Annotated in this window: 10 protein-coding genes and 1 pseudogene; 6 read left to right on the top strand and 5 right to left on the bottom strand. The window is 60.6% G+C overall.

Annotation, left to right across the window (positions count from 1 at the left end; genetic code table 11):
- Positions 1–35 precede the first annotated feature (35 nt).
- Both bcsD and KB879_RS12000 read right to left on the bottom strand, forming a co-directional pair.
- Positions 36–491 carry a cellulose biosynthesis protein BcsD gene (gene bcsD / locus KB879_RS12005; RefSeq protein WP_013953037.1) on the bottom strand — a complete coding sequence of 152 codons (456 nt, stop codon included), beginning with the start codon at positions 489–491 and terminating at the stop codon, positions 36–38.
- A gap of 618 nt (positions 492–1,109) precedes the next feature.
- Positions 1,110–2,552 carry a sialidase family protein gene (locus KB879_RS12000; protein WP_211981417.1) on the bottom strand — a complete coding sequence of 481 codons (1,443 nt, stop codon included), beginning with the start codon at positions 2,550–2,552 and terminating at the stop codon, positions 1,110–1,112.
- 396 nt (positions 2,553–2,948) lie between these two features.
- On the opposite strand from KB879_RS12000, the gene KB879_RS11995 reads away from it, so the two are divergent.
- From KB879_RS11995 to KB879_RS11985, 3 genes are all read left to right on the top strand, one after another.
- A complete protein-coding gene (locus KB879_RS11995; RefSeq protein WP_211981414.1) occupies positions 2,949–3,263 on the top strand; it encodes a high-potential iron-sulfur protein in 315 nt (104 codons plus the stop codon).
- A 741-nt stretch (positions 3,264–4,004) separates the two neighbouring features.
- Positions 4,005–5,252 carry a CaiB/BaiF CoA-transferase family protein gene (locus tag KB879_RS11990; protein ID WP_013953035.1) on the top strand — a complete coding sequence of 416 codons (1,248 nt, stop codon included), beginning with the start codon at positions 4,005–4,007 and terminating at the stop codon, positions 5,250–5,252.
- Positions 5,253–5,372: 120 nt separating this feature from the next.
- Positions 5,373–6,350 (top strand): tripartite tricarboxylate transporter substrate binding protein, encoded by a 978-nt coding sequence (locus KB879_RS11985; RefSeq protein WP_153954077.1) that lies wholly within the window; start codon positions 5,373–5,375, stop codon positions 6,348–6,350.
- 217 nt (positions 6,351–6,567) lie between these two features.
- On the opposite strand, the gene KB879_RS11980 is transcribed toward KB879_RS11985, so the two are convergent.
- From KB879_RS11980 to KB879_RS11970, 3 genes are all read right to left on the bottom strand, one after another.
- Complete coding sequence (locus KB879_RS11980) at positions 6,568–6,978, bottom strand: carboxymuconolactone decarboxylase family protein (protein WP_114130878.1); 411 nt, start codon at positions 6,976–6,978, stop codon at positions 6,568–6,570.
- A 5-nt stretch (positions 6,979–6,983) separates the two neighbouring features.
- Positions 6,984–7,982, bottom strand: coding sequence for a tripartite tricarboxylate transporter substrate binding protein (locus KB879_RS11975; protein WP_211981412.1), 999 nt, complete (start codon positions 7,980–7,982; stop codon positions 6,984–6,986).
- Positions 7,983–8,191: 209 nt separating this feature from the next.
- The gene (locus tag KB879_RS11970) at positions 8,192–9,250 is read right to left on the bottom strand and encodes a 3-keto-5-aminohexanoate cleavage protein (protein WP_211981411.1); all 1,059 of its coding nucleotides are present in this window, start codon (positions 9,248–9,250) and stop codon (positions 8,192–8,194) included.
- A gap of 200 nt (positions 9,251–9,450) precedes the next feature.
- Between KB879_RS11970 and KB879_RS11965 the strand changes: the two genes are divergently transcribed.
- The 3 genes and pseudogenes from KB879_RS11965 (at position 9,451) to KB879_RS11960 (ending at position 12,814) form a co-directional block, all read left to right on the top strand.
- Positions 9,451–10,473, top strand: a complete 1,023-nt coding sequence (locus KB879_RS11965) for an AraC family transcriptional regulator (protein ID WP_153953998.1) — start codon at positions 9,451–9,453, stop codon at positions 10,471–10,473.
- A 573-nt stretch (positions 10,474–11,046) separates the two neighbouring features.
- Positions 11,047–11,217: pseudogene (locus tag KB879_RS39340) on the top strand (IS110 family transposase); the annotation flags it as partial.
- Between the two features lie 475 nt (positions 11,218–11,692).
- The gene (locus tag KB879_RS11960; RefSeq protein WP_153953999.1) at positions 11,693–12,814 is read left to right on the top strand and encodes a substrate-binding protein; all 1,122 of its coding nucleotides are present in this window, start codon (positions 11,693–11,695) and stop codon (positions 12,812–12,814) included.
- Positions 12,815–13,035: the final 221 nt, after the last annotated feature.

Below are 13,035 nucleotides of genomic sequence, written 5' to 3'. Positions count from 1 at the left end.
GGGAGGCCGGCCCGGCAGGGCGGGCCCGCGTCGCCTCAACGGCCAAACCGGAATTCCAGGCACCCGGCAGCATCGATCGGCGTACTTTGGCTGACCTTCAGGGTGTCGGACGAACCCAGCATGCGAAACCAGTGCTGGTAGGCCCCTTCCAGGAATGCCGGCGACCAGCTGCCGGATGACTCGCCGAGCGCTGCCTGCAGCGGCGCGCAGTAGTGGCGGATCACCAGCGCGCCGCCAGCATCCTCGATGCTGGCCCATCCCCAGTCCACGTCCAGCCAGATCTGCGCAAGCGCCCGCTCGAGTTCGGCCAGCGTGGCGCAGTTGCCCGGATCAAACCGCTGGGCAAACCGCACGCCAACGCGCCACATGAAGGCGCGCAGGCTGGGCGGGTCCATCACCCCCGAGAGTTCCTCGGCCAACGCCGTCAGCACGTCACGCCATTGCGAGGAGCAGTGGCGCTCGGTCAGGTATTGCAAGATCGCTTGATTCATCCCTAAAAAAATCCTGTCCTATGAAAACCTGGCGCAGCCGCACCCGTGCTAAGGCGCGCAAGCCCAATCGGCGGCTCCGGCGTTCGCAAATCCGCATTGCGCGGGCCGCAATCGGCGAGCCTGACAGCTTCCCTCCGCGGTGGGAAGCCTCCCCCTGCTAAAGCGGGGAAACGCAATTTGCAAACATGGGGAATTCTGATTCGCCGCCGGGCCCTTATCGCTCCGATATCCGTGAGGAGTATGCGCATTGGTCCAGCGCGACTTTTGCGTCATTGACGTCGATACGATGATGGCAATCAGGAGAACGGCGTGAACCGGAGCCGCCAGCAGGCGCAAGCACAGCTTTCAGTGGATTGACGGGACATAAGACGGCAGAAGGGCGTACAAAAAATCTAAAGATGCTAAGCAGCAGTGCATCGTGAAGGGACGCGAGCTCTTCGAAGAAATGGGGATCGGTACTTCGCGCCCCTGATTTCTGTGCAGTGGTACCAGCCTGCCTCAGATTCCGCGCACTGCCAGCAAGTTGACAGCGCCAGCTTTCTAGCCATCCTTGCAACCACGCCTCCTCCTAACCTGGCGTCGGCCAGGAGAGGCAGGGAGCGATGATGCAGGTTACTGTTACGGAGCAACCACGAACACATCTGTGCGATTCGCCGTATTGCCTGAGTTCGCCTGGACAAAGAAGGGCACAAAGGCATTTCCCATTGTCGCCAACCCTTCATAGTCGCCGACAAAGAAGCCCGATGCCGCCGGCGCCGTCTTCATATCGAAGGGACCGGCCAGATGGACTTCGCCGCCGAACGAAACGCCCCCGTTGCCCGAGGTGGTGAGCCAGTAGTCCGTAGGCAGCGTGGTGGTGTTGCCGGTGGCCAGGTTGCGGAAATCGTAGTAGGTAACAGCAACGATTCCGGCAGAATTGACTCGCACGGACGGCGTGAATGCGGGACGTCCGGTAGGCGTATTGACGCGAATCGGAGTGCTCCAGGTCTGGCCGCCGTCGCGTGATGTCGACATGGCGATCTCATCGTACAGCCCGCCATTGAAGCGCGAATCCTGCCACACCACGTAGAGTTGCCCGGTTGCCGGGTCGATGGCCGGCTCGGGAATGATGTCCCCGGTGCGCACTGCTTCGCCGGTATTGGGATCCGTCACCCCCACCGTGCGCATGTCGGCGATGACGTTAGGCTTGCTCCAGGTGGCGCCATCGTCGGTCGACATGACGAACGCGAGCTTGGACGCGGTGATATTGAAGGGCGGCCTGATGAGGTTGAAGAAGTTGTAGAGCGTGCCGGTCTGCGAGTTGACCACGATCTGGTTTCCAATGGTCTGCTGCCGCGACGGGGTGTTCACGATCACTTTCGGCGGGCTCCAGGTCAGGCCGCCGTCGACAGTCTTGGAGAACAGCGCGGGTCCGCGGAAGGCGGCGGTGTGCAAATTGGCATACGGATTGGCATTCGGCTGCTCGAGACGGTCCCATACGGCGTAGGCAACGCCAGGGGTGACCGGATTGGCCGTCACCGATTCCTTGTCGTTGAAGAACTGCGAAGAGGGTTCGTTATCCGCAATGATGACACTTAGGTTTTGCCAACTCTTGCCGCCATCGCGCGAGACCGCGGCGCCGACCGCGTTGCTGTTGTTGGAGCGGTTGAACGAAATCGAGATCGCATAGGCGGTGCCGTCGGGCCCGATCGACACCCACGGGTCGGAGGCGCGCTCGTAACCGAGCCCGCCGGCGCAGGCACTGAACGGCAGGGCCGTCTGCGTCCAGGTCTTGCCGCCATCGAAGGAGGAACCGGCAACCAGACCACGTGCGCCGCCATCCGACCAGCGGTCCTGCTGCCACACGCCAATGAAATTGGTGGGGTTGGCGGGATTGATGGCCAGATAAGGTTCGACCTCTGCATTCAAATAATTTATGCCGGTGCCGCCGCCAACGGTGCATCCGGCAAATGGGCTGGGGCCGGAAACCAGCGTGGCCGCCTGGCTGGGAGGGCTGACCGTCAAGGCTGCGCAGAGCGCGGTTCCGGCTAGCAACGGGATAAGCTTGTTATTGCAATGCATGAGGACCTCCTCCAATTGCAGACGGCTCGCCTCAGCTTAGGCAACTTGTCTCGTTGGCAAGATGACGAATTGTTAATTCTGTATGAGACCTGGCTTTTTGACCTCCGGCTTACAAGCGGTGCTTTCCTGAACCATGTTTCGGCTGGGGCAGGGCGATGGCAAGGGATGGAGCGGATGCCACCCGCGCGGCCCGGCGTTCATGCAATGCAGTTTGCCGCCGCGGCGCTGTCCCCAGGGGGCGGCGCTGGGTTACGCCGGTCGCAGCGTCTTGTGCTGCACTTTTCGGTTCGAAGCAAAGCGGGCCTCATGGCTTGTGTTTGCCGCTCGAACGTCTAGCGTGAAAGGAAGGGAGGCGAATACAAGCTGACCAACAATGTCTTGACTGGAGGTGCTGCGATGACTACTCGACGAACATTTTTGAGGGGTATATCGAGCGTTGTTGCGGCCGCAGTGGGTGGCATCGAGTCCCCGGCAAATGCACAAGCGGGGAAGCTTGACGAGAACGATCCACAAGCCGTCTCACTAGGATACAAGCACGAAACAACGAAGGTCGATAAGGCCAAATTTCCAAGGCACGAGGCAAGCCAGAAGTGCAGCAACTGCCAATTGTTTCAAGGAAAAGCCGGCGACGCGTGGGGACCCTGTCCCATTTTCAGTAATAAGCAGGTCGCAGCAAACGGTTGGTGCAACTCTTACGTGAAGAAGGTTTGAAAAATCTAATACGCCTCTATTTCTAAGCGCGCTATCTCACATGAACGGAGACAGCAATGAAAAAGCTAGCCTTCCTCGCCGCCCTTTCGCTTACGGCTGTTGCGGCTTGGGCCCAGGGCGGCCGCTACGGCTCCCCTCCAACACCAGGGACTGACACTGGCAGGCGCGCGGAGCCGTCTGGGCAGGCTGCCAGCGGTGCCTCCGGCGAGAGCGCCAAAAAGGACAAGAGCGCAGCTCACGGCGATATATGGGGCGTGCAGGCGGCCAAGGCGCCTCGGCAGCGGCCACGCGTAGCCACCCCGCGTCGGCCCCAAAGGGCCAGCCCTGACCTGCGGAGGACAGGGGCGGTGCAATCAGAACCGCCTTCTTGCTCAAGAAGCACAACCTCGAGTCAAGGTCGCCGACGGAGGGTGCCTCAGCGGCCCGATTCACTGTCAAATTTTATTGAACATTTTGTCAATTTGAATCGGGATTGTATAGCGGTGTTATCCAAGCAAGAATGCTAGGCTGACCGCGATGGGGACCCGCCCACGCCCGAGGAAGCTTCCGCTTCCTTCTGTCGCCACCGTCGTCGGCGATGCACTGCAGTCTTCATCGCCGGCACGGACAATCGCGATTCCGGCACCGCATCCAGAGTGCTGCGCTGCGGCAGCCCTGCCGGCATCGCGTGACGCCAGCCCGACATAAGCTACGATTATTCACAGACGGCTCGTGCCTCGAAACAGCCCATGGAGACAAACAATGCAGACGCCTGACCAATCCCAAGGCATCGACTTCCCGCTTGAGGGCGTGCGCGTACTCGACCTGTCGCGAGTGTTTGCGGGACCGCTGTGTGGCCAGGTCCTGGCCGATTTCGGCGCTGAGGTGGTCAAGGTGGAACACCCCGGCCGCGGCGACGACACGCGCGACTGGGGCATGCGCATCGGCAAGACCGAGACCACCTACTACAACAGCATGAACCGCAACAAGCGGTCCATCACGCTGGATCTGCAGAGCAAGGAAGGCGTGCAGATTGTCTACGACCTGCTGCCGCAGTTCGACGTGGTCATCCACAATTTCAAGACCGGCGGGGCTGAGAAGCTTGGCCTCGGCTACGAACAGCTCAAGGCCATCAAGCCCGAGCTGATTTACTGCGCGGTTTCCGGCTACAACACCAGCGGCCCCGAGGCCAAGCGTCCCGGTTACGACCTGGTGATCCAGGGTGAGGCCGGGCTCATGGCGCTCAACGGCGAAGCCGACACGCCGCCGCTGAAGTTCGGCGTAGCCGTGGTGGACCTGATGACCGGCATGTATGCCGCGCAGGCGGTGCTGGCGGCCTTGTTCCGCCGCGAGCGCAAGGGCAAGGGCCAGCTGATCGAGATGGCGCTGTACGACTGCGGGCTGATGGTTACCGGCTATTACGGCCTGGACGCCATGCTGCTCGGGCGCGACCCCGCACGCTATGGCAATGCCCATCCGTCCATCGTGCCCTATGGCATGTTCGAGTCCGCCGATGGCCCGCTGATCATCGCCGTGGGCAACAACAGCCAGTTCGACAAGTTCTGCCGCCAGGTCATCGAGCGTCCGGACATCGTCGAGGACCCGCGCTATGCCACCAATGTGGAGCGCGCCAAAAACCGCGAGACCTTGACCCCCATGATCACGGGCCTGATCCGCGGCTTTGCGCGCGACCTGCTGCTGGAGCGCATGACGGCCTGCGGCATTCCTTGCGGTAAGGTGGCGGGACTGCATGAGGCATTGACCAGCGAGCGGACCCGCGAGGGCGGCCTGCTGCGCGAGATGCCCCATCCCGTGGCAGGCAGCACGCACGTGTTCGCGCCCCCTTACCGCCTGGATGGCCAGCGCCTGCCGATCCGCAACGCGCCCCCGACGCTGGGCGAGGGCACGCGGGCAGTTCTGCAGAACCTGCTGCAGATGAGCGATGACCAGCTGCAGGCACTGCAGGCCCGCGGCGTGCTGACGCTGCCCGAGACACCACAGCAGGCCTGAGCATTCGTGCCGCGCGGACGCACATGAACGTCCGCGCAGCCCTGCCCGGCAAGGGGGCTTGGGTTCCCTTGCACTGATTCAACTGGAACAACAATCGTGCGTACTCGAAATTTCACCCGTATGGTCCACTCCCGGCGTCGTGCCATCCTGGCCCTGGCCGCGGTGCCGCTGCTGGTCGGCAGCGCTTTCGCGCAATCCTGGCCGAACAAGCCGATCAAGCTCGTCGTGCCGTTCCCGCCGGGCGGGCCCACGGATACGGCGTCGCGTATCGTCGGCCAGAAGCTGGCCGAGCGCCTCAAGCAGCCGGTGGTGGTGGAGAACCGCGCCGGTGCATCGGGTTCCATCGCTGCCGCCCAGGTGGCCAAGAGCGCGCCCGACGGCTACACGCTGATGATGCTGGCCACGCCCACGCTGCTGGCGCCGCACCTGTACAAGAAGGCGGGCTACGACACGACCAGGGACTTCACGCCCGTCGCCACCGTCTATGACCTGCCGATCGTGGTGGTGGTCAACCCGACGCTGCTGCCCAGCGTGACGGACCTGCCCAAGCTGATCGCACAGGCCAAGGCACAGCCGGGCAAGCTCAACTACACCAGCTCCGGCGCGGGCAGCTTCGGCCACCTGAGCATGGAACTGCTCAAGCAGATGGGCGGCTTCGAGATGCAGCACGTGCCCTACAAGGGCGGCGTGCCCGCGATCAGCGACACCCTCGGTGGCCAGGTCCCGATCATGTACGCCGACCTCGTCGCCGCGCTGCCGCACATCCAGGCGGGCAAGCTGCGCGCCATCGCGGTCGGCTCGCCGCAGCGCGTGAGCATGCTGCCCGACGTCAAGACCATTGCCGAGCAAGGCTTCAAGGGCTACGACGCCGTTTCCTGGGGCGGCCTGCTGGCGCCGCCGGGAACGCCCAAAGAGGTGGTGGACCGCGTTTCGGGCGAGGTCGGCAAGATCCTGGCCGACAAGGATGTCCAGGACAAATTGCTGAAGGCCGGTGCCATTGCCAACTACCAGGCGCCGGCACAGATGGCCCAGCGCATCCAGCAGGACTATGCCAAGTGGGGCAAGGTGATCCGCGACAAAGGCATCGCGGTCGAGTAAGCGTCTGCAAGCCGGGCACGCTGCAATGGCGTGCCCGGTGCCAGTTGGCGAGGGCGGACTGCTGTGTTTATTACAGCCTGACATGGCGCCTGCCGCCTTGACTGGTGTTGTTGCTGAAAACGAGATGAGACCCTTTCCCGGAAAACGCTGAAGACCCGAAAGCATGCCAGTCAGCACATGAGGCTGACTGGCATGCTTTGCCTTGGATGGAAGAGATTCACTTCTTGCTTTGAGAATGCGCGTCAAAGCGCGCGACTTCTTCGAGCAGCATCGGCGCACCCATGCTGTTCGCGTGCAAGCCTAGAACACTGACGCCTTGAAGGACAGCGGCGATCTCTTCCTTGGTGGCGCCGAGCTCGAGCGCCCGGCGGATATGGCGCCGCGTACCAGGACCGTACATGTGCGTGCAGGATACATCGACGGCTATGGAGATGAACTCCCAGACCTTTGGCTCTATCAGCCCCTTGGTCATAGGATGCATGGCCATGTCGAGGAATTTCTCGGTCCAGATGGGGTCTAGCTCGGTGAAGCTGTTCCACTCCGGATTCCAATAGCCGCTCGCGCGCAAGCTGTCGCTGATGGGCGTGGCTGGCAGGGTGCTTGTACCGGTGTACTTGTCGTCGTGCATGGCGGTCAGTTCAAGGAGGGCTTGTAGTTGATGGCACGTAGTGCCTGACCCGTCCGCTCGTTCTCCCGCTTGAGCGTCTTCTCCAAATCGGCCGTCGTCTGCGTGAGACTCCCTGGGTTCATTCCAAGTGCCGCAAGCTGGCTCTTCACCGAAGGGGATGAGACGGCCTTGAGTAGCTCCCTCTGCAGCCTGCTGCGGATGGCAGCCGGCACGTCTGGCGTGGACCAGACGCTGGTGCCCATGATCTGGCTGAGATTTGGATAGCCCGCTTCCGCCATTGTCGGCACATCGGGCAGGAACGGCGAACGCTCGGCCGATGTCACCGCCAGCGCCCGGACCTTGCCGGGTTTCACGAGCGCAAGCGCGGTGCCCATGCCGTCAAACATGAACTGAATCTGGCCGCCCATCAGGTCGGTGAGCGCAGGGGGCGAGCCCTTGTAGCCGACGTGCTCCATGTCCAGCCCGGCCGCCTTGTTGAACTGCATGCCTTTGATGTGAGAAATCGTACCCGAGCTGTAGGACGCGTAGGAGACCTTTCCCGGATGTGCCTTCACGTAGGCCACCATCTCGCTGAGATTGGTGACCGGCAGACGAGGGTCGGCAACCAGCACCAGCGGCACGCTGGCCACTTCAGCGACCGGTACCACATCCTTGAAGGGATCGAAGCGGAATTTGTAGCTGTACGGGTTCTCCGTCACTAGTGAGTTGGGAGACAGCACGAATGTGTAGCCATCGCGTGGCGCGCCGAGCATTGCGTCCGTGGCAATGATGCCGCCCGCGCCGGGCTTGTTTTCAACCACCACGGATTGTCTGAGGTTCTGGCGCATGCTCTCCGCAATCGTACGTGCGATCATGTCGGATGCGCCCCCCGCCGGAGCTGGAACGAGGATGCGGATGGGGCGATTGGGCCAATCCCCTTCCGCCAGTGCGCTGGAGAGGGGCAGGGCGGACAACAGTGTTGCAAGGCAGGTACGGCGTACAAGCCGGATGATGTTCGAGGTCATTTGGCCCTTTGCGTATGTGTTGTTACGGCGTCGTATGCGGTGGTTGTGCGAATGACAGGTGTGTCTGGCATGAGCAGGGGCGCTCAGACTTGCTCCTCATGACTGACGTCAGCAGGAGCGAACAAGACAAAGCAGATCGATCCAGTTGTCGCAATTCAGGCTGGAGTGCATATCAACTGGACCGACTTCTCGTCTGTGCCGTAGTCGACTCAGGCTGCGCGGCGCAGCGGCACGTTCTTGACACCAGGCTTGCGGTTCGGGGTCATGCCGTTGGCGGCCAGGGTTTCATCGACATCGTCGTACCAGGTGCCAATACGGTAGATTTCCCGCGCTTCCTTGCCATCGGCGATCTCGCGGCCCAACTCCTTGGCGATTCGCACGAGCTGCTGCACCTGCTGCACCGAGGTGAAGCGCTTGCCATGCTGATCGATGAGGGTGTCCTCAATGCCGCAGCGCACATGCATACCCATCGCCAACGCCATCGTGTTCCACGGAAGTACGTTCTTGAACAACGACTCTGCGGTAACGGTGCAGCCATCCGGTGCACGTTGGATGAAGTCGAACAGGTTGTACGGATGCGGTCCATGGTGGCCGCCACCGATGCCGATGCAGGTCAGATTCAGCGGGCCCTTGTAGACCCCCTTGCGCACCATGCGGTCCAGCGTTTCGAGCGCGTGCATGCCAACCAACTGAAAGTGCGGCTGGATGCCGGCATTCTGCAGGCGGCGCAAGTGTTCTTCCGCCCAGGTCGGGCCTGCCGGAACGATCATTTCACGGTAGGCATCGTACGTAGCCGGATTGGCGAGGGACGTGCCTTCGTAGAATTCCGGATAGATCAACTCCATGATATTCATCTGGATGGTGTTGAGCGCTACCGTCACCTGGTCCGGTTTCGGGTCCAGTTCGGCCAGTGCGTGTCGGGTGTCGTCCGACAGCCACTTGGCAGCCTGGCCATCGTCTTCCGGTGCAAACGAAATCGAGCCGCCGACCTGAATGATCATGTCCGGCACCGCCTTGCGCAGGCCGGCGATCAGTTCGTTGAACATGGACAGGCGCTTGGAGCCCTTGCCATCCGGTTCGCGCACATGCAGGTGCAGCACGCTGGCGCCGGCCTCATAGCAATCGACTGCCTTCTGGATTTGCGCTTCCATGGTCACAGGGATGTCTTCGGGAAAATCTTCCGGCATCCACTCCGGACCGTAGGGGGCCACCGTGATCACGACCTTGTCCATATTCTCCGGGTGCAGCGAATCATCCAGAAATTGCATTTCGTTCTCCTTAATGGGGGGTAGCTATCGGCGCCGCAACGAACTGTTGAGCTCGAACCGGGATTAGTCTAGTAATCCCGGGGCGGTCGCTTTCTCTCATTTCATGACATTCATGTCTCATTTCATGACAGAATATTCGGAATACCCGGGTTTCCCCTGAACGGACGGATCTGGGTTACTTCCCGAGTAACGGAGAAACGATGGCCACATTGATTCGTACTGGCGTGCTCAGGAACTACTTCAAGGTTGCGCAGCAATTGGGCCTGGAACCGCAGCCGTTGCTACGGAAATTGAGGTTGAGCAGAGAGATGCTTGCGGACCCGGACCACTGGATTTCCGGGAGTGGTGCCGTTACCTTGCTTGAAGAGTCTGCGCGGATCACACAATGTCCGACATTCGGGCTGCGTATGGCCGACCTGTGGCAACTGTCTGACCTCGGTGTCGTCAGCGTTTTGCTCACGCATCAAAGGACCCTGCGCGACGCTGTCGGAACGTTGATTCAGTTTCGGCACCTGATGAATGAGTTCCTGGTCATCCGGATCGAGGAGGTCGGCAAGAAGGTTTTCGTCCGGGAGGACGTCGTCGCGGATGACGCCGGCCCATCCATACAGTCAGTTGAGCTGGCACTGGGCACACTGTCACGCATGTGTAGCACGCTTCTGGGCACCTCCTGGCACCCTCTTAGCGTCAATTTCACCCATGACGCCCCACCTGATCTGCGGCTGCACCGCCGCATCTTCGGGGGGAAGCTGGAGTTCGCAAGCTCGTTCAACGGTCTGGTTTGCCGAGCTGCCGACCTGGAGATTCCCAACCCCATTGCCGACCCCGTCATGGCACGCCATGCCCAACGCTTGCTTGAAGGGTTGCCGGGGGCTAACGAGCCGTCAGTTGTGCTCAAGGTGCGCAAGGCGATCTATCTGATGCTTCCGATAGGGCGCGCTACCATCGAGCAAGTTGCTCAAGGCGTGGGAATGAACGTGCGCACGCTGCAGCGCCAGCTCGAAAGCACCGGAGCGGTCTTCTCCGACATGGTCAATAGCGTACGGCGCGATCTTGTCATCCACTATATGGACAACGGAAGCCTCTCGCTGGGCCGCATTGCCGAGTCGCTCGGATACTCCTCTTATGGCTCGTTTGTCCGTTGGTTCACGGCGCAGTTCGGGATGACGCCGACGCGGTGGCGCAACACTAAACCAGCAGACAGGGGAAGGTGCGACAAATAGCCGTTGTTGGAGACAGCGTGCCAAAGCGGGGGCAACGACGAAGTTAGCCGCGGTCTCCGGAGGAGAACCCCGCCGCCTGCCGCTTAATCAGCCCCCGATTTGGGCGGTCTCCTTCGAGGTAGCCGCCACTGACCGGTCGATTCGTCGCCGATCTGGGTCAAGTGAGGGTAGGGTGCCGACCGGCGCTTCCCGACCCTTTATAGATAGTCCGTCCCGCTTTCATCGATACCTTGGGACTGGCAGCGAAGCTGCCAGTGAAGGCGGGACATGCACCTGTGGGCTACGAATATCCCGACCCAAACGCCAGGACGATTGCTCAGTTAGCTCCGAGTCCACAGGTGCGCTTGCGCTCAAACGAATACTCAGGGCTCGCCGTCGCACCGGCTCACTATATTGCCTTCGCTGAACGCAAGCATGCATGTCCCTGCCAAGTAATCTATCACTTGTGGAGGTTCACATGGCACCTCTGTTGAATCAGCAATTCAAGGCCTTCGTCGGCATCGATTGGGCCGACACTAAACATGACATCTGCCTGCAGCCGGCCGGTGAGGGCAGGCGCGAGTTTGACTGTATCGAGCGAAGGGCAGCTCGTACCAGGCTGCGGTTCGCGCATTGGCGTTCAAGTGGATACGGATCCTCTACCGTTGTTGGCAGACAGGAGCTCGGTACGACGAGAGCAGCTACCTCAACGCCTTGAGGAAGCGCGGTTCGCCACTCCTCGGGAACCTAGCGCTTCCAAGGTAATCCGTTTCGGTCGGCGGTGACGAAGTTCGCCCAGGTACGAAGACGGACAGGATTGCCGGCTTAAAGGCTCGTGCGGGAAACCAACTTTGCTCTGAAAAAAACTTGACTGACCACCTCAGGGCGTGACTGAGTCATTCGACTGCTCAGTGCGGAAGGGTTGAGTTGGCCGATGTGCCGCCATCCAGCCTCCGCTCGCCGGACGGCCGGTGAAGGATGGCTAGCGGCTCTCAAGGTTGGCGATCGTCGCTTCATCGGCCTAAGTAGCCAATTGCACTTCGATCATGTGCCGCTTGCCCCACAACCTGTGGCTGCCATTGGCCGTCTTAACTCTTAACTTGAACGGGGCATCGCTAATGAGGTAGTGGACAGAAGAAATGCCCCAATGAACTAGTCTTGACAATATCGCCCAGCTACCGGGCAAGCCGGCGGCCGTGCCTTCCGCTGCTTAACGTGGCCGTTTGAGGGAGAAGAACCGATGAGTGAATCAACAAGTGGATCCATCAAGGTGGGCGTCATCACCGACATTACAGGTCCCCTCTCGTTCTTGGGCATCGCCAATGCAAATGTGGCCAAAATGGTGATCAATGAGATCAACGCAAGGGGGGGCTTGTTGGGACGGAAGATCGAGCTGTACCTCGAGGACAGTGCAACGACCGATAGCGTTGGGGAAGCCAAGGCGCGGAAGCTCGTCCAGCAAGATCAGGTCGACGTTGTTTTCGGCGGCATTTACAGCTCCATGAGGCAAGCCATCAAGGGTCCTGCTGTCTCGCAGGGCAAGAAGCTCTACATCTATCCGGAACAATACGAGGGAGAGGAATGCCACCCGCTGATCTTTTGCACCGGCCCAGTGCCTGCTCAGCAGGTTGAATCTACGATTCCATGGCTGATGCAGAAAACCGGAGCAAAGAAGTTCTACTGTCCATCGGCTAATTACATCTGGCCGCACACGATGAACAGGAAGCTACGTGAGGTTGCAACCGCCCATGGCGGCTCGATCGTCGGCGAGGAGTACTTTCCGCTCGACCATACCGACTATAAAGCGACAATCGAAAAAATTATCTCCAGCGGAGCCGAGGTGGTATTCAACACGATAGTTCCGCCCGGCCTGGGGTCGTTCCTCGAACAACTCCATCAGTCCGGCTTCATGAAGCGCGGCGGCCACCTCGTGTGCACGTACTTCGAGGAGAACTTCCTTGGCTTCTTTCCGCCGGAACAAGTGGAGGGCCTATATAGTTGCCTCGACTACTACCAGAACGTCAGCGATCCTTTTAGCAAGGAACTGTTGGCGAAGTATGACAAGCTCTATCCAGGCGAAGCCAAATTCACCGCTGGCAGCGCAGCCACCGGCTTGTACCGTGGTCTGAAACTCTGGGAGGCTGCGGTAAAAGAAGCCGGCTCGCTAAACCAGGATGATGTGATCAAAGCACTGGACCACGCGAAGATCGCACAGGGGCCAGGGGGGCCGGCTGAAATGGTGCCCAGTCAGCATCACGTCCGGCTGAACATGTATATCGCCCAGGTGAAGGGCATGAAATTCGAAATCGTCAAGAACCTGGGGCCCATGGATCCGAAGGAGTGTATGCAAGGAATGAAGTAAGCGACCAGGATTCCACGGCTTTGCGCGCTGTGCATCCAGTGTGACGCGTAACGGCTGTATCTGCCCCATCCGGATGAACGCGAAAGTCTTGCATTTCAGCCGGCCTGCGCCATGAAACAGGACGCACCAGCACCTGACAACGCCATGCTGCGGACGGCGCTAAGGCGCCGTCGCTGATGCCGAGCGTTACTGTTTGCATTTTGAAGTATTGCGGACTTGCT

This window comes from Cupriavidus sp. KK10 (assembly GCF_018223725.1).
Lineage (GTDB): Bacteria > Pseudomonadota > Gammaproteobacteria > Burkholderiales > Burkholderiaceae > Cupriavidus > Cupriavidus necator.
This window is presented reverse-complemented; position numbering and strand designations above follow the sequence as displayed.

What these genes read in the sequence shown, in the direction of transcription:
- KB879_RS11990 (WP_013953035.1), top strand. Translation starts at nt 4,005, where the DNA reads ATGCAGACGCCTGACCAATCCCAAGGCATCGACTTCCCGCTTGAGGGC.
- KB879_RS11970 (WP_211981411.1), bottom strand. Translation starts at nt 9,250, where the DNA reads ATGCAATTTCTGGATGATTCGCTGCACCCGGAGAATATGGACAAGGTC.
- KB879_RS11995 (WP_211981414.1), top strand. Translation starts at nt 2,949, where the DNA reads ATGACTACTCGACGAACATTTTTGAGGGGTATATCGAGCGTTGTTGCG.
- KB879_RS11985 (WP_153954077.1), top strand. Translation starts at nt 5,373, where the DNA reads ATGGTCCACTCCCGGCGTCGTGCCATCCTGGCCCTGGCCGCGGTGCCG.
- KB879_RS11960 (WP_153953999.1), top strand. Translation starts at nt 11,693, where the DNA reads ATGAGTGAATCAACAAGTGGATCCATCAAGGTGGGCGTCATCACCGAC.
- KB879_RS11975 (WP_211981412.1), bottom strand. Translation starts at nt 7,982, where the DNA reads ATGACCTCGAACATCATCCGGCTTGTACGCCGTACCTGCCTTGCAACA.
- bcsD (WP_013953037.1), bottom strand. Translation starts at nt 491, where the DNA reads ATGAATCAAGCGATCTTGCAATACCTGACCGAGCGCCACTGCTCCTCG.
- KB879_RS12000 (WP_211981417.1), bottom strand. Translation starts at nt 2,552, where the DNA reads ATGCATTGCAATAACAAGCTTATCCCGTTGCTAGCCGGAACCGCGCTC.
- KB879_RS11980 (WP_114130878.1), bottom strand. Translation starts at nt 6,978, where the DNA reads ATGCACGACGACAAGTACACCGGTACAAGCACCCTGCCAGCCACGCCC.
- KB879_RS11965 (WP_153953998.1), top strand. Translation starts at nt 9,451, where the DNA reads ATGGCCACATTGATTCGTACTGGCGTGCTCAGGAACTACTTCAAGGTT.